Genomic DNA, 16132 nt, shown 5'->3' on the forward strand with positions numbered 1-16132 from the left:
CTTCCTCCTCAATCCGCCAGTTCAACGCGGTCGCGAAAATGCGCCAGCGCCCCAGGGTTGGCCAGCGCCTCCTGGTTCTTCACCGGGCGGCCATGCACCACGTTGCGCACCGCCAGTTCGACGATCTTGCCGCTCTTGGTGCGCGGAATGTCCGCCACCTGCAGCACCTTGGCCGGCACATGGCGCGGCGTGGTGTTGTCGCGGATGGTCTGCTTGATCCGCCTGACCAGGTCGTCGTCGAGTGCCAGCCCCTCGCGCAGCTTCACGAACAGCACCACGCGCACGTCGTTCGGGTTCTGCGGCGGCCAGTCCTGGCCGATCACCAGGCTCTCGACCACTTCATGCAGCTTCTCGACCTGGCGGTAGATCTCGGCCGTGCCGATGCGCACGCCGCCCGGGTTGAGCGTGGCGTCCGAACGGCCGTAGATGACCAGCCCGCCGTTCGCGGTGATCTCGCAGAAGTCGCCGTGGCACCACACGTTGGCAAAGCGCTCGAAGTAGGCGGCGTGATACTTGCTGCCATCGGCGTCGTTCCAGAAGCCGATCGGCATCACCGGGAAGGGCTTCGTGCACACCAGTTCGCCCTTCTCGCCGCGCACCGGGCGGCCGTCGTCGTCCCACACGTCCACCGCCATGCCCAGGCCGCGGCACTGGATCTCGCCGCGCCACACCGGCAGCACCGGGCTGCCAAGTACGAAGCAGGAGATGATGTCGGTGCCACCCGAGATGGACGACAACTGCAGGTCGGCCTTGATGTCGCGATAGACGTAGTCGAAGCCTTCGGGCACCAGCGGGCTGCCGGTGCTCATCATCGCGCGCACGGTCGTGAGCTTGTGCGTCTCGCGCGGCTTGAGGCCGAATTTGGCGCAGGCGTCGATGAACTTGGCCGAGGTGCCGAAGTGGGTCATGCCTTCGGCGTCGGCGTAGTCGAAGATGATGTGGTTGTCGCCCGCGAAGGGCGAGCCGTCGTACAGCAGCAGCGTGGCGCCGGCGGCCAGCCCCGACACCAGCCAGTTCCACATCATCCAGCCGCAGGTGGTGAAGTAATAGACGCGGTCGCCCGGCCTGACGTCGCCGTGGAGACGGTGCTCCTTCAGGTGCTGCAGCAGCGCACCGCCCGCGCAATGCACGATGCACTTGGGCACGCCGGTGGTACCCGAGGAGTACATGATGTAGAGCGGATGATCGAAGGGCAGCTGCGCGAACGCGATGTCGTCGATGTGGGCGAAGGGCTTGACGAAGTCCGCGTACAGGCGAGCATGCGGCACGTGCGACAGGTCGTGCGCCTGATGCACGTAGGGCACGACCACCACGCGCTTGACCGAGGGCAGCTGGCCGACGATCTCGCCGAGCTTGTCGAGCACGTCGATGGTCTTGCCACCGTAGTAGTAGCCATCGCAGGCCACCAGCACCTTGGGTTCGGTCTGGCCGAAGCGGTCGAGCACGCCCTGCACGCCGAAATCGGGCGAAGCCGAGGTGAAGATGGCGCCGAGGCTCGCCGCGGCCAGCATGGCAACGAGCGTCTCGGGCATGTTCGGCATGTAGGCGGCAACGCGGTCGCCCGCGACCACGCCCTGCTCCTTGAGCGCCGCGGCAAAGTGGGCGACGGCACGATAAAGCTCGCCGTGGCTCATGCGGTTCTTGACCCGGTCCTCGCCCCAGAACACCACCGCGTCGGACGCATCGCGCGAGCGCAGCAGGTTCTGCGCGAAGTTGAGCCGTGCATCCGGGAAACACTTTGCCCCCGGCATCCTGTCGCCATCGACCAGCACGCGTTCGCCGCGCGTACCGATGACGCCGTCGCGCATGCCGTCGCCCTCCCAGATGCTTACCCAGAATTGCTCGGGCTGCGCCACCGACCAGGCATACAGCGCGTCATAGTCGGGCAGTGCGACGCCCCAGCGTTTCTCGGCTGCCAGGCGGAAGGCGGTGACGTTGGCCGAGGCGATACGCTCGGCGGTAGGCGTCCACAGGGGCGCGTTATCAGCAAGATTCATGATGTCTCCTCACCATCAATCGAAGGTTCTATCTGTGCTGGCGGCGCTACGTTTTCTAGTTCTCGGCCGCCGTGACCGGTTCAGCCGGCCGCGTTGTCGAACAGACCGCGGATGGCGTCGGGCAACGGGGCCGACTTGCCGGTGCGGTTATCCATCCACACCGTCTTTGCCGCCCCTTCGGCGTAGAGCTTTTCATCGCCTTCGACGAACAGCTCGTACCAGGTCATCACGCTCGTGCGCCCGGGCTCGCCCGCGTACATCTTGATCAATACGGTCGCAGGATAATTCACCGGCGACAGGAAGGTGCAACTGGCGTTGATGATCACCGGCCCGGTCGGTTCTTCCGGACTGACGCGGAAGCCCATCTGCTCGATCCATTCGCAGCGGGCTTGCTCGAAGTAGCGGAAGTACACCGTGTTATTGACGTGTCCATACGCGTCCATGTCGCCCCAACGCACCGACATGCGCGTGGTGTAGATGAGTTTCGCCCCTTCCTTCATGCGACTGTCTCCTATTGTTTGTTTGGCGGGCTAATGTAACATACGCACCCGTATGTTGTGCACGGTCGGTGCCTGAGGCCCGCGACCGTTTAAACTCAGCCATTCTAAGGCTCTACGAAGAATCGCACCGTCGGGAACAGGAGAACAGGATGGAACGTGAATCGATGGAATTCGACGTGCTGATCGTCGGCGGCGGCCCTGCGGGGCTGTCGGCGGCGATCCGCTTGAAGCAGCTGGCCGCGGAGAAGGGCCAGGAGATCTCGGTGTGCCTGATCGAGAAGGCGGCCGAGATCGGTGCGCACATCCTGTCGGGCGCGGTGATGGACCCGCAGGCGCTCACCGAGCTGATCCCCGACTGGAAGGAACGGGGCGCCCCGCTCAAGACCGCGGTCACCGAGGACAAGGTGCTGTTCCTGACCGAGACCGGCGCGCGCCAGGCCCCGAACGGGCTGCTGCCCGACTGCCTGGTGAACCACGGCAACTACATCGTGCGCCTGGGCAACGTGGTGAAGTGGCTGGGCGAGCAGGCCGAGGCGCTGGGCGTGGAGGTCTATCCGGGCTTTGCCGGCGCCGAGATCCTGTTCGACGAGGCGGGCGCGGTGAAGGGCGTCGCCACCGGCGACATGGGCCTGAACCGTGACGGCACGCCGGGTCCGCACCACCAGCCGGGCATGGAGCTGCACGCCAAGTACACGCTGTTCGCCGAAGGCTGTCGCGGCCACCTGGGCAAGCAGCTCGAGGCCCGCTACACACTGCGCGAAGGTGCCGACCCGCAGACCTACGGCATCGGCATCAAGGAGCTGTGGGAAGTGAAGCCCGAACACCATCGCCCGGGCCTGGTGGTGCACACGGCGGGCTGGCCGATGGACACCGCCACCTACGGCGGCGGCTTCGTCTATCACCTCGAGGACAACCTGGTGGCGGTGGGCTACGTGGTCGGGCTCAACTACAGCAACCCGCATCTGTCGCCCTTCGAGGAGATGCAGCGCTACAAGACCCACCCCGAGATCCGCAAGTATCTCGACGGTGGCAAGCGCCTGGCCTATGGTGCGCGCGCGATCGCCGCGGGCGGCCTGCAGAGCCTGCCGCGGCTGATCTTCCCGGGCGGCGGCCTAATCGGCGACGACGCCGGTTTCCTCAACGCTGCGCGCATCAAGGGCAGCCACGCCGCGATCAAGTCGGGCATGCTCGCGGCCGAGGCCGCCTTCGAAGCGCTCGCGCAGCAGCGCCAGCGCGACGCGCTGACCGCTTACCCGGCGGCCTTCCGCGACTCCTGGCTGTACGCCGAGCTGCACAAGACGCGCAACTTCAAGCCCTACATGAAGAAGGGCCTGTACCTCGGCTCGCTGCTGTTTGGCATCGACCAGGTGCTGTTCAAGGGCAAGGTGCCCTGGACGCTGCGCAACACGGCCGACCACACCGCGCTCAAGCCCGCGGCCGAGTGCGCGAAGATCGACTACCCGAAGCCCGATGGCGTGCTGACCTTCGACCGGCTCTCGTCGGTGTTCCTGTCGAACACCAACCACGAGGAGGAGCAGCCCTGCCACCTGCAGTTGAAGGACGCGGGCACGCCGATCGCGATCAACCTCGCGCGCTACGACGCCCCCGAGCAGCGCTACTGCCCGGCCGGGGTGTACGAGATCGTGCACGAAGAGGCCGGCCCGCGCCTGCAGATCAACGCGCAGAACTGCGTGCACTGCAAGACCTGCGACATCAAGGACCCGACGCAGAACATCAACTGGGTCGTCCCGCAAGGTGGCGAAGGGCCGATCTACCAGGGCATGTAATCCCCCTCCGATTGTTCATCGGACTGAAAAGCCTCACGGAGCCGAATCGGTACCGTGGGGCTTTTTGCTGTACTGCAACAGCGCGCCAGTGAGGTAGCCACGCTGCTTGCTCAGCTCAATCGAGCGCGACTTGCGCCTTCAGCCAGAAAGTGCGGCCGGGTTCGTTGATGCGGTAAGTGGTCACGGCCCCGCCGGCGAAATCCCAACCGCCCTTGCCAAGGTGCTCGCTGTAGTTCCGATCAAAGACGTTGTCCACGCCGGCGGTCAGCAGCGTAACCTTGTTCGGGCGCCAGCCGGCATTGAGCGACAGGGTCGCAAAGCCGCCGGTTGGCCCGAGATCCTGACCGTTCGCAACGATGTTCCCGGAACCGACGTCATAGCGATTCTGGCGCGACACCATGCGCAGCATTGCGCCGTAAGAGAAGCGCCGGTCGTCGTACTCCAGCGCCAGCCTGGCCTCGAGCGGCGGTTGCTGCGCCAGCGCTTTGCTGTCCGTATCGTTGCTTCCACGTACCCAGGCCAGGGTGCCGACAGCCTTCCAGTTCGGAGCAAAGCGCCAGGTCACGTCGCCCTCGAGACCATAGACCGTTGCGTCGATATTGCGGACCTGGGCACTCGTCGAGGTCACCCAACGCAAGAGGATGTAATCATCCACCTTGCCGTAGAACCCCGACACCGAAGCAGACCAAGGTCCTGCACTCCAGTTGGCACCGACATCGAGCTGCGTGGTCTTCTCCGGCTGCAGTATGTCGAAACGCTCGCCGCCTGCCGGGGTGGCGCGCATGAACTCCCAGAAGTCGGGGAAGCGCTCGACATAGCCCACGCCGGCGTACCACGTGCCCGCGCCAGCACCGAAGTCGGCCTCGTATCGTCCGAACCCGCTCTGCAGCGTCTTGTCGACGCTCACCCCCCGCGTCAGGGAGGTCGGACGGTAGTCTCGTGCCTCGTGGTCATCCACGCGCAATCCACCGACGATGCGGCGGGCGTCGTCGATCGCATAGCTCGCCTCGCCGAAGACACCTTGGCGCTCGAAGCCGATGTCCTTCTGCCAGGGCTGGTTACGATAGTTCACACCATTCCGCGTACGGTGTTGGTCATCACGCACATCGGCGCCCAAGGTGACCAGCCATCGCTCACTCGGGGCAAGGGCAACCGCGGCGCGCGCGCCAGTCGTCTTCCGATCAGGGTTGTTGAGCATCCGCATGCCCCGGTTGGACCGCAGGCTGAAGTTGTCCATCACGTGATCGATGTAGCTGTAATAGGCATGTGCCTCGACCTTGCGGACAAGGGATGAGATGTTCCGCTTCTCGAAGCGCAGGCCCGCGTGCTCGCGCTCGAACCTCACGCCATCCATCGCGCGGTCGGCATATGCAGCCTCACCATCGCTGCGACCGAAATTGAGTTCCAGCAGCGTGTTGTCATCCGGCGTCCAGCCAAGCGCCCCCGTCGTGCTCCAGCGCGTATAGAACGAGTGCACCTCGTTCCCGTCGCCATCCTCGTAATTGTTGCTGTCGGAGCGGGTCGCGCCAATTCGTGCATAGAAGTCGGGATTGCCGGCCTTGGCATCGATTACCTGGTCGTTGCGTCCCCAACTACCGAGGGTGACGCTGCCGTTGGCACTCCAACCGCCGTCCGCCATTCGCTGCGAATCGCGTTCGAAGAGGACGACGCCTGCAGAGTTTCCAGCCCCGTAGAGCACGGTCTGCGGCCCCTTGAGGACCGTGACGGAATCGAAGGACTCCGGATACACATAGGCGGTGGGTGGGTCCATCCGCCCGCCGCAGCCGCCATGTATCTCCTGTCCATCCTGCAAGATTCCAAGGCGGGACCCGGCCATACCGCGGAAGACGGGGTCGCCATCGGCCCCGCCCTTACGGATCACTGAGAAACCCGGGATGCTCTTGAGCATGTCCGCCCCATCATGGGCGGGCAGTGGTTGCCGCGGCGCCTTTGGATCGGTCGTCACCGTCAATGGCGCCGAGGCGACGGGCGCAGTCACCACGACACTGTCGAGCCGCGTATCGACGTCTTGTGCCAGCGCGGGCAAGGCGAGCGAGATTGCCACGGCAAGCGGCAGTTGCTTGAAGCTGTGTTTCATGAATTGGATCTCTTCAGATGTCTGATTGCCTCATGGCTCGGCGGAATTCAGGCGCAGCCGAGCCCGCCGCGGCCCGATCCGGACCGCGGTCTATGGCGAATTCTTGAGGGAGGATGGTCGTGCCAGCGTCGGCTCAATCCAGCCGACCGGGAAGCACGACCGCCAGGCGGGCGGTTTAGTGCTTGCCGTGCTGCATCTGCATGCCACCCGCCGCGGCGTTCAGCGGACGCACCGGTGCCTTGAGCTCGATCGTCTCCCGAGCGCCATCGGCGGTCTCGACGACGATGGTCACGGGCACCTCATCGCCCTCCTTCACCTGCTGCTTGAGATCCAGCAGCATCACGTGATAGCCGCCGGGCTTGAGTTCGACGGTCTTGCCCGCCGGAAGATCGAGGCCGGGGATGGCGTTCATCTTCATGACGTTGCCGTCCATGACCATCTCGTGAACCTCGGCGACGCCAGCCACGGGCGAAGCGGCCGAAACGAGTCGCGCATCGCGGTCGGAGGTGAGCCTCATGAAAGCGCCGGTAGCCTTCTGCTGTGGAACGGTGGCACGCACCCATGCATCGGCCACGGTGACGTCGGCGAATGCCGGCAGGGAGCCCAGGGTAAAGGCGAGAGCAAGAACAAGCTTTTTCATAGTGGGAATCCTCGAACGATACTGATGAGAGTCGACATGCCATCTGGACAGACGGCGAAACGGCTTGAGCAGATTCGAATCCGTTCGGCACGGGGAAACACTCCGCGCCGGCGGATCGTTCAGAGGAGCGCGGGCGGTGCGCGCGGGCGGGACGGCGACCACGCAAAGAGCGTGCGCGGCGCGGAGAAGAACAGCGGCGGCAGTAGATCCGCCCCCGTTGCGACGGTCATCGAGGGCGTTGCCTCGAATCCGGGGAGGGCCACACTACCCGCATGGGTGAAGCAATACGGACAGGCCGAGAGAGACAGGTCGGACGGATCGCCATCGGCATTTCCGGCATCGGGCAGACCCGGTCCAGCGTACATGGCCGCCTCGGCGCCCGTCAGTACAATCTGATGAACGCCGCTTGCCGAACAGATGTCCAGCAGCAAGGCCTGCTCGCCCGAAGCCATCGCACGACTCACGCTCGGCGCCAGCGCACTGATCAGCATCGCGAAGATCGCGAGCCAGGCGTGAAGGCGTTTGCGGAAGCGGAACATGGGCAGCGTCGGCACAAGAAGAGGAATGATGCGCCGCGAATTTTACCCGAATGCTCCGCGCCTAACTTGATCCTCGTCAGGAGTGCGCCCCGGCACGGCAATCCTCCGCCATCCTTGCGGCTGTTCGAGCCAGGTCACGAAGGCCTCGACCGGCATGGCGCGGGCGAACAGATAGCCCTGCAGGTGATCACAGTCGAGTGCCGTCAGAATCGCTGCGGTGGGCTCGTCCTCGACGCCTTCGGCGGTGACCGAGATCCCCAGCCGGTGGGACAGTTCGATGATCGACGCGGCAATCTCCCTGTCCTTCTCCGAGCGTGCGATGTCCTGGATGAAACTCCGATCGATCTTGAGCTCCTGAACAGACAGTTGCTGGAGGCGGCTCATGCTCGAGAAACCGGTGCCGAAATCATCGATCGAGAGGCTGATCCCGAGTGTCCGCAGGCGATGCAAGACGTCCGTCACACCTTCGCCGTTGCGCTCCTCGATCATGCCCGTCTCGGTAATCTCCAGGCACAATTGTCGAGCGTCGATGCCCCAGGTCGCCAGCGCCTGACCGACCAGATCCGGTACCTCGGCATCATAGAGATCGGAGGCTGACAGATTGATCGACAAGGTGATCACGACACCCGCCTCGCGCAGCGAATGGAGCGTATGCGCTGCCCGCTGGAACAGCCAGCGATTGAAGAGGTGGCGCATGCCCATGCGATCAATCAGGCTAATGATCACTGGAGCCGGTACCCAATCATCCGGCAATCGTTGCCAGCGTAGCAGCCCCTCGGCTGCATCGCACTTGCCCGCCTGCGGGCGCACCTTCGGCTGCAGATGCAGTTCGAGCCTGTTGTCGCCGGCAAAGCACGCCCGCAGTTCGCGCTCCAGTTGCGCCAACCGGGGCGACACCTGCTCCATCCCCGGATCGTAGATCTGCCCGCCGAGATTTGCCTGCGCGGCCGCAAGTGCGGCGATACGGGCCGACTGAACCAGGTGCAGCGGGTTCTCGCCATGCTCGGGCGCCATCGACGCGCCGCAGGTAAGAGGCACTTCTACCTCGAGCCCTTCCAGCACCACCGGATGGGCGTTGAAGGCCTGGCCGATCTTCATCATCGCCAGGGTCAACACTGCCGCGCTCTGCAAACCGGGCAGCACGAGCAGCCACTCGCGCCGCTCGCCGCCAAACAGCATGTCCTGCTTGCGCAGCAGACGCCTTAGGCGTTCAGCGACTTCGGCCTCGAGTTTGTGGCCACGCTCCAGCGACAGGCGACAGAGCGCAACGTCGGGCAGCACCGTGACACAGAGCACGCCGACCCCGGTTCCGTTAGCGCGCGCTTCAGACAGCCGGTCCGAGATCTCGGTCAGGGCAGACAGCAGGCCACGCGGCGTTCCATGCACCATCGCGTTACCCCAGGTAGAAATCGTTCGGATCGATCCCGTAGGCATTGGGCGGCAAAGCCCGCTGGATGCGGTAGGTCTCCCCCGTCGGCGTCTGCGGCAACATCAATAGATCAAGGGTACGCGCGAAGCGCTCCACCGACTTGTCGGGCGCCAGCAGGACGAGAACGCGCGGCTGCAGGCGCCGCACCTGGTTCTGCTGAATCACCACGGCAATCTCGCCGGAGTTGAGCTCGACCAACGTCCCGATCGGATAAAGTCCGATGCACTGCAGGAACTGGTCGATCAGCGCATCGCGGAAGCGGGTGTTGCGCAGCCGATTCAACTCCTCCATCGCGCTCTGGCTCGACACCGCGGCGCAGTACACCCGGTCGCGCGTCATCGCGCAGTAGGTGTCGACGAGACCCGCCATTTCGGCGCCGAGCGAAATGCCCTTCCCCTTCAGACCTCGCGGATAACCCGTGCCATCGAAACGTTCGTGGTGGGCCGCGATGATGCTGAGCACCTCCGGATCGAAGCCTTCCCGCCTGTTCAACATGGCAAGGGTATGCGCGACGTGTTCCCGCACATGCTCGAACTCGCGCTCATCCAGCGGTCCGGCCTTGGCGAGGATCTCGTAGTCGATCTGCACCTTGCCGATATCCTGAAGCAGCCCCGCAAGGCCGAGCTTGCGCACCAGGTTCGCATCCATGCCGACGAAGCGGGCGAACACCATCAGATGGACGGAGGCATTCACCGCATGGTCGTAGGTGTACTGATCGGCGCGCTTGAGGCGCGTCAGCCACATCAGGGCGTCCGGGTTTCGCTCGACGCCTGCCGCCATCTCACCAACCAGGCCCTCCACGCGATCGACGTCGACCGATCCGCCGGCCTCGATCGCCCGCTGAGTCTCCCGGAGGGCACGATAGACGTCGTCGACGATCGGTGCCGAATAGCGCAGTTCGGAGTCGAGCGGGCTACGGCCATCGACCGGGCTCAGTCGCGGAACTGTCGGATGGCGCTGTGTGTGGATCCGGCCCTTGAAGCTGCGCGCGATTTTGAGGAATCGCTCAGCCTCGACGCGGCACTCCGGTTCGCTGGGATGGATGCGCGGACTGGCATCCACATCACGCGGTGAATCTCCGTCATCGACAACGGGCGCGCGATACTGCTCGCCGACCGAAAGGCTGCGGTCGATCATCACGTTCTGACACCACGCCTGCAGCGCGGCGAGCTGCGCCTCCTCCTCGATCAGGAAACCCTGAATCAGGAATGGCGTCCCCAGCCACGGACGATCAAGATCGGCGACGAACATGCCGATTTTCAGGTCGCGCGTCGGAATCGTGTTCAGCAAACCGGAACTCCGTCTGCGAACCTTTCAGGCCCGCCCAATCATTCAAACGATCGAGGTCAGAAACGGAATACCGCGCCGGTTCGCCCACTTCGGGCAAACCGGCGCTCGGAGACAGCCTTTAGTGTCGTCCGTAGTGCAAGCTCAACCCAACCACACGCGTGCGTTGCGGAACATCCGCAGCCACGGCGAGGCGTCCGGGCTTTCCTCGATCAACCATTGCGGCGCCCACGACATCTGCAGGGTACGGGCCGTGCGCTCGGGGTGCGGCATCATGATGGTGAAGCGCCCGTCAGCGGTCGTGAAGCCCGTCACACCGTCCTGCGAACCGTTCGGATTCAGGGGATAGCGTTCGGTGGGCATGCCATTGTGATCAATATAACGCAGCGCAAGCAATGCCGTCATCCTGTCCTGCTCGTTCGCGAACACCGCCCGCCCCTCGCCGTGGCTGACCACGATCGGCATGCGGCTGCCCGCCATCCCCTGCAGCAGGATCGATGGACTCTCCGTCACCTCAACCATCGCAAAGCGGGCCTCGAACTGCTCACTGCGGTTGCGATGGAAGGTCGGCCACGCTTCAGCGCCCGGGATGATCGGCGCCAGGTGGGCCATCATCTGGCAGCCGTTGCAGACGCCAAGCGCAAAGGTGTCACTGCGGCGGAAAAATGCCTCGAATTCGTCACGCAGGCGGCTGTTGAACAGGATGGACTTCGCCCAGCCCTGCCCTGCCCCCAGCACATCGCCGTACGAGAAACCACCACAAGCCGCCAGGCCATGGAAATCGGCGAGATCGACACGGCCGGCCTGCAGGTCGGACATGTGAACATCGACGGGCATGAAGCCCGCGCGCTCGAAAGCCGCTGCCATCTCGAACTGCGAGTTCACACCCTGCTCACGCAACACCACGACCTTGGGTCGTACGCCGGACGCGATGAAGGGGGCAGCGACATCTTCCTTGACGTCAAAGCTCAGGGACACCGAGCGGCCGGGGTCGGTCGCATCGGCAAGGCCGTCGAACTCCTGCTGCACCGACTCGGGGTCGTCGCGCAGCTTCGCAATGCGATAGCTGGTCTCCGACCATGCCTGCAGCAGCTCGACACGGCTCGCGCCGAACACGAGCTTCGCATTACGACGCAGGCGAATCTCGTCCTTGTCGTTCGGCTCGCCGATGAAGTGGTAGCTCAGCTGCGCGGAGCGCAGCAACTCGGTAACCCGCGCGCGATCGTCGCGGCGGATCTGGATGACCGCGCCCAGTTCCTCGGCGAACAAGCCGGCAAACAGGCGGTCGCCGAAACGGCCTTTCAGGGTATCGGGCTTCTTCTCGAGGCCGTCGACGTCGTTCATGTAGGGGTCGTAGCAGACCGTGTCGAGCACCAGCGACAGGCCGCACTTTGCCGCGAACGCCATTTCGCACACCGTGGCGAAGAGGCCGCCGTCCGAACGGTCGTGATAGGCCAGCAGCAAGCCGTCGCGGCGCAGGCGCTGGACCGAATCGAAGAAGGCCTTGAGCTGCGCCGGATCGACGTCTGGAGCATGCTCCCCAACCGAGTTGTAGGCCTGCGCAAACACCGAGCCACCGAGGCGGTTCTTGCCATTGCCGAGGTCGATCAGCAGCAGCTCGGTCTCGACCCCCTCGGGCAACTGGAGCTGCGGCGTCAGCGTACTGCGAATGTCCTGCACCGGGGCGAAAGCAGTGGCGATCAAGGACAGCGGGGCTACGACCTGCTTGTCCTCAGCATCGTCCTGCCACGCGGTGCGCATCGACAGCGAGTCCTTGCCGACCGGGATCGACAGACCTGCCGTCACGCAGAAATCGGAGACAGCCTTGACCGTGTCGTAGAGCTTCGCATCCTCGCCACGATGGCCAGCGGCAGCCATCCAGTTGGCTGACAGCTTCACGTCGCCAAGCTTCTCGATATCGGCTGCAGCGATGTTGGTGACCGCCTCGCCGATCGCCATGCGACCCGAAGCCGGTGCGTCGACGCAGGCCAGCGGCGTGCGCTCGCCCATGGCGAAGGCTTCGCCGCGGTAGCCCTGGAAGCTCATCGCAGTGACCGCGACGTCGGCCACCGGCACTTGCCAGGGACCAACGAACTGGTCACGCGCAGTCAGGCCGCCAACCGAGCGGTCACCAATGGTGATCAGGAAGCTCTTGCTCGCGACCGCCGGCATGCGCAGCACGCGCATGCCGGCCTCCTTCAGATCGAGGTCGGTCGTATCGAAGGGCGGCAGGTGCACCGCGCGACGCGAAACGTTGCGCGTCATCTTCGGCGGTTTGCCGAGCAGGACCTTCATGTCCATGTCCACCGGCTTGTTACCGAAGTGGCGGTCAGTCACGGTGAGGTGACCGTCATCCGTCGCAGTGCCGAGCACCGCAAAGGGGCAGCGCTCGCGCTCGCAGAAGGCCTGGAACATCGGCAGGCTCTCCGGCGCAATCGCGAGCACATAGCGCTCCTGCGACTCGTTCGACCAGATCTCGCGCGGGCTCATGCCCGGCTCTTCGATGTGAACCTCGCGCAGCTCGAAGTGCGCGCCCAGGCCGGCGTGGTCGGCCAGCTCCGGCATCGCGTTCGACAGGCCACCGGCGCCGACGTCGTGGATGGCGATGATCGGATTGTTGTCACCCTGCTGCCAGCAGGCGTCGATGACTTCCTGGCAGCGGCGCTGGATCTCGGGGTTGCCGCGCTGCACCGAGGCGAAGTCGAGGTCGGCGGTGTTCGTGCCGGTCGCCATCGACGAGGCCGCGCCGCCGCCGAGACCAATCAGCATGCCGGGGCCGCCGAGCTGGATCAGCAGCGTGCCCGGCGGAAAGGTCGGCTTCTCGGACTGTTGGGCTTGAATGCTGCCAAGGCCGCCGGCAATCATGATCGGCTTGTGGTAGCCACGCACTTCGCCCTGCACTTCCTGCTCGAAGGTGCGGAAGTAACCCGCCAGGTTCGGACGGCCGAACTCGTTGTTGAAGGCGGCCGCACCAATCGGCCCCTCGATCATGATGTCGAGTGCGGAAGCGATACGCTCCGGCTTGCCATAGGGCTTCTCCCAAGGCTGGCCGAAATCGGGGATGTTCAGGTTGGAAACCGTGAAACCGGCCAGTCCGGCCTTGGGCCGCGAACCGCGCCCGGTCGCCCCCTCGTCGCGGATCTCGCCGCCGGCACCCGTCGCGGCGCCGGGGAAAGGCGAGATCGCAGTCGGGTGGTTGTGGGTCTCGACCTTGGCGAGGATGTGGGTGTCCTCGTCGTGGTAGCGGAAGGCGCCGTCGGCATCAGGGTACAGGCGGGCGATGCGCGCGCCTTCGATGATCGAGGCGTTGTCCGAATACGCCACCACCGTGCCCTGCGGGTGCGCCTTGTGAGTGTCCTTGATCATGCCGAACAGGGACTTCTCCATCGGCCGGGCATCGATCACCCAGTCGGCGTTGAAGATCTTGTGCCGGCAATGCTCGGAGTTGGCCTGCGCGAACATCATCAGTTCGACGTCGGTCGGATTGCGTCCAATGCGGCTGAAGTTCTCGACCAGATAGTCGATCTCGTCCTCGGACAGAGCAAGACCGAGTTCGCCGTTGGCCTTCTCCAGCGCGACACGACCACCGGACAGGATGTCGACGGTCGTGAGCGGCTGCGGTTGGTAGTGGTGGAACAAGGCTTCGGCGGCGTCGATCGTGTCGAGCACCGACTCCGTCATGCGGTCGTGCAGCAATTGCAGCAGCGCGGCGTTGTCCTCCACCCCGCGTGCATCGATGGTGTAGGCGATGCCGCGCTCGATGCGCACGATCTTGTCGAACCCGCACTGGTGGGCAATGTCTGTCGCCTTGGACGACCAAGGCGAGATCGTGCCCAGTCGCGGCACCACAACCCTCAGGGTGCCGACAGGTGGCGTTGCCGTGACGGGCCGCGCATCGATCAGGTCGACCAGGCGCCCCTGCTCCTCAGCCGACAGCGGGGCCGAAACCTCGACAAAGTACCAGTGCTCGGCTGAAATTGCATTGAGCCTTGGCTGGACCTCGGCAACGGCACGCGAAAGACGTTCCAGACGTGAGGCGGACAGCGCGGCAGCACCGCGCAGCTTAAGGATCGAGGTCATGTTCTTCGGAGACTGGTTCTGAGGAAGAGCGGCAACTACTGCAGCCGACTGATGAACTGCGAATTATAACCCGAGCCGCTTCCCCACCCCGATCCTCATCGCTGGTTTGTAGGGAGCACATAGACTGTCCGGACTTGTAGCAGCGATGGAGCTGTTTGGCGTTCAGCCCGTTGGCCAGTGCCGCGCCGGCCACTGACACCCAGGCTCACGGCAGGCCGAGATCACCGACTGTTTGAAGGCTTCGCTGTGCGTGCGCCGCGTCTGGCGCGGGATGACGACATCCATCGTGTCTATATGGACGCCCCCCTTTTGACAAGGACGACACAACGTGTGCGGCGACAGATAGGCTGCAGTTCTATATCCGGCCTGTGACTGCAGGCGAAAGCCTGCTGGCCCTGATGGATTCCGCTGACCCACGCCTCATTCCACCACAGGACTCGAAGTCCGGGACACTGATTCAGGCTTGGCGGGTCACGGTCTGACCTGTTTGCCATCACACTGTTATCGACCTTGTGCAACCTTTACGATGACCACATCTCGGATGAAAGTGGTTGGGACACTCGTCAGTCGCCTAGGCTGGTTGGCTGACGGGGCATTTTTGGTATGTCCGCTCATGAGCGACGAGCGCCCTGTCACTGACCGCCACAATAGAGCCACCGATGATCGGCATATACTAACTTTTCAATAAGTAGAGTCATTCCAGGATATAGCGGCACTCTGGCTGCCTGAAAAATGACTTCACGAGTTCAGGGAGCTTCTGGATGCTGCGCAATGCACCGAGTGCGAGTCGCTTCATCTCCTCGGCACTCTCGACCAACTGGCGCGAAACCTTGCGCTTCACATGAGCCCAGACCGTTTCATCGGGGTTCAGATGCGGCGAGTACGGCGGCAGGTAGAAGAGTTTGAGCTTGCCGTCCAAGCCCTCGACGTAGCTCTTGACCATCTTTGCCTTGTGGATCGGATGACCATCGACGATCAGAAACACCGGCTTCTCGGCATTGACCATCAAGCGCTTGAGGAACTCGACGAACACCTTCGCGCCAACCGAGCCTTCATGCAACATGAATCGAAACTCGCCCTGCGTGCTAACCGCCGAGATCATGTTCAGCGAGAAGCGCCGGCCCGTCGCCTGCACCACCGGCGTCTGGCCCTGCGGCGCCCAGGTCGTGCCGGTGTGGTAATCCGAGCGGATACCCGACTCGTCGCCAAAGTAGATCGTTGCGCCGACCCGCTTGGCTTCGGCGCGGATCGTGGGGTAGGTCTCCGTCTCCCACGTGCGCACCAGCACCGGGTCTTGCTGCCACGCCTGGTAGAGCGGCTTCTGGGCGCTGAAGCCCAGGATCTTCATGAGACGGTGGACCGAGGAGACCGACAACTCCTTCTTGAACTGGCGCTTGATCAGGTGACGGATCAGCGACAGCGTCCACAAGCCGAACTCGAACTTGAACTGCTGCGGGTTATGGTCACGAACGGCATTGGCGATCCACGACAACTCCTCGGCGCTGAGTTTGCTGGGGCGCCCCGGAATCGGCTTGGCCAGCAATGCGTTCTGCCCGCCATTGGCAAAGTCGGCGAGCCACCGGAAAACGCTGCGCTCATTCACGCCATACGCCGCCGCGACGCTTTGCACTGTCTGCCCCTCACGCACTGCTTTGACAGCCTGCTGCCGCATCACCTGCAAGGTGTGATGATCGAGGGCACGGCCGTCGGAAGGTCGTTTGCATTTCATGGGGCATATTATCGCTCACATGACACTACTTACGGGAACGTTAGTA

Annotated in this window: 10 protein-coding genes; 1 reads left to right on the forward strand and 9 read right to left on the reverse strand. The window is 64.1% G+C overall.

Translation table 11 applies throughout. The features are described from left to right. Positions 1-8: 8 nt before the first annotated feature. Together AC731_RS07530 and AC731_RS07535 are read right to left on the reverse strand one after the other, a co-directional pair. Positions 9-1997: an acetoacetate--CoA ligase gene (locus AC731_RS07530; protein ID WP_048702689.1), complete on the reverse strand. Its 1989-nt coding sequence runs from the start codon at positions 1995-1997 to the stop codon at positions 9-11. A gap of 80 nt (positions 1998-2077) precedes the next feature. After that, positions 2078-2497: an acyl-CoA thioesterase gene (locus tag AC731_RS07535; protein WP_004260695.1), complete on the reverse strand. Its 420-nt coding sequence runs from the start codon at positions 2495-2497 to the stop codon at positions 2078-2080. Positions 2498-2646: 149 nt separating this feature from the next. On the opposite strand from AC731_RS07535, the gene AC731_RS07540 reads away from it, so the two are divergent. Beyond that, a complete protein-coding gene (locus AC731_RS07540; protein WP_048703126.1) occupies positions 2647-4284 on the forward strand; it encodes an electron transfer flavoprotein-ubiquinone oxidoreductase in 1638 nt (545 codons plus the stop codon). A gap of 115 nt (positions 4285-4399) precedes the next feature. On the opposite strand, the gene AC731_RS07545 is transcribed toward AC731_RS07540, so the two are convergent. From AC731_RS07545 to AC731_RS07575, 7 genes are all read right to left on the reverse strand, one after another. Further along, on the reverse strand, positions 4400-6382 hold the full coding sequence (locus tag AC731_RS07545) for a TonB-dependent copper receptor (RefSeq protein ID WP_048702686.1): 1983 nt from the start codon (positions 6380-6382) through the stop codon (positions 4400-4402). A gap of 175 nt (positions 6383-6557) precedes the next feature. After that, positions 6558-7022, reverse strand: a complete 465-nt coding sequence (locus AC731_RS07550) for a copper chaperone PCu(A)C (protein WP_048702684.1) — start codon at positions 7020-7022, stop codon at positions 6558-6560. Positions 7023-7141: 119 nt separating this feature from the next. Continuing rightward, on the reverse strand, positions 7142-7561 hold the full coding sequence (locus AC731_RS07555; RefSeq protein WP_048702683.1) for a DUF2946 domain-containing protein: 420 nt from the start codon (positions 7559-7561) through the stop codon (positions 7142-7144). 42 nt (positions 7562-7603) lie between these two features. Further along, the gene (locus AC731_RS07560) at positions 7604-8950 is read right to left on the reverse strand and encodes a GGDEF domain-containing phosphodiesterase (RefSeq protein WP_048702682.1); all 1347 of its coding nucleotides are present in this window, start codon (positions 8948-8950) and stop codon (positions 7604-7606) included. 4 nt (positions 8951-8954) lie between these two features. Beyond that, the gene (locus AC731_RS07565) at positions 8955-10280 is read right to left on the reverse strand and encodes an HD-GYP domain-containing protein (protein ID WP_082794271.1); all 1326 of its coding nucleotides are present in this window, start codon (positions 10278-10280) and stop codon (positions 8955-8957) included. Between the two features lie 141 nt (positions 10281-10421). After that, positions 10422-14357, reverse strand: a complete 3936-nt coding sequence (gene purL, locus AC731_RS07570) for a phosphoribosylformylglycinamidine synthase (protein WP_048702681.1) — start codon at positions 14355-14357, stop codon at positions 10422-10424. Positions 14358-15051: 694 nt separating this feature from the next. Further along, positions 15052-16086, reverse strand: a complete 1035-nt coding sequence (locus tag AC731_RS07575) for an IS630 family transposase (protein WP_048705947.1) — start codon at positions 16084-16086, stop codon at positions 15052-15054. Between the last annotated feature and the right edge of the window lie 46 nt (positions 16087-16132).

Origin of the sequence: Thauera humireducens, assembly GCF_001051995.2 — a bacterium.
In the GTDB taxonomy this organism is placed as follows: Bacteria; Pseudomonadota; Gammaproteobacteria; order Burkholderiales; family Rhodocyclaceae; genus Thauera; species Thauera humireducens.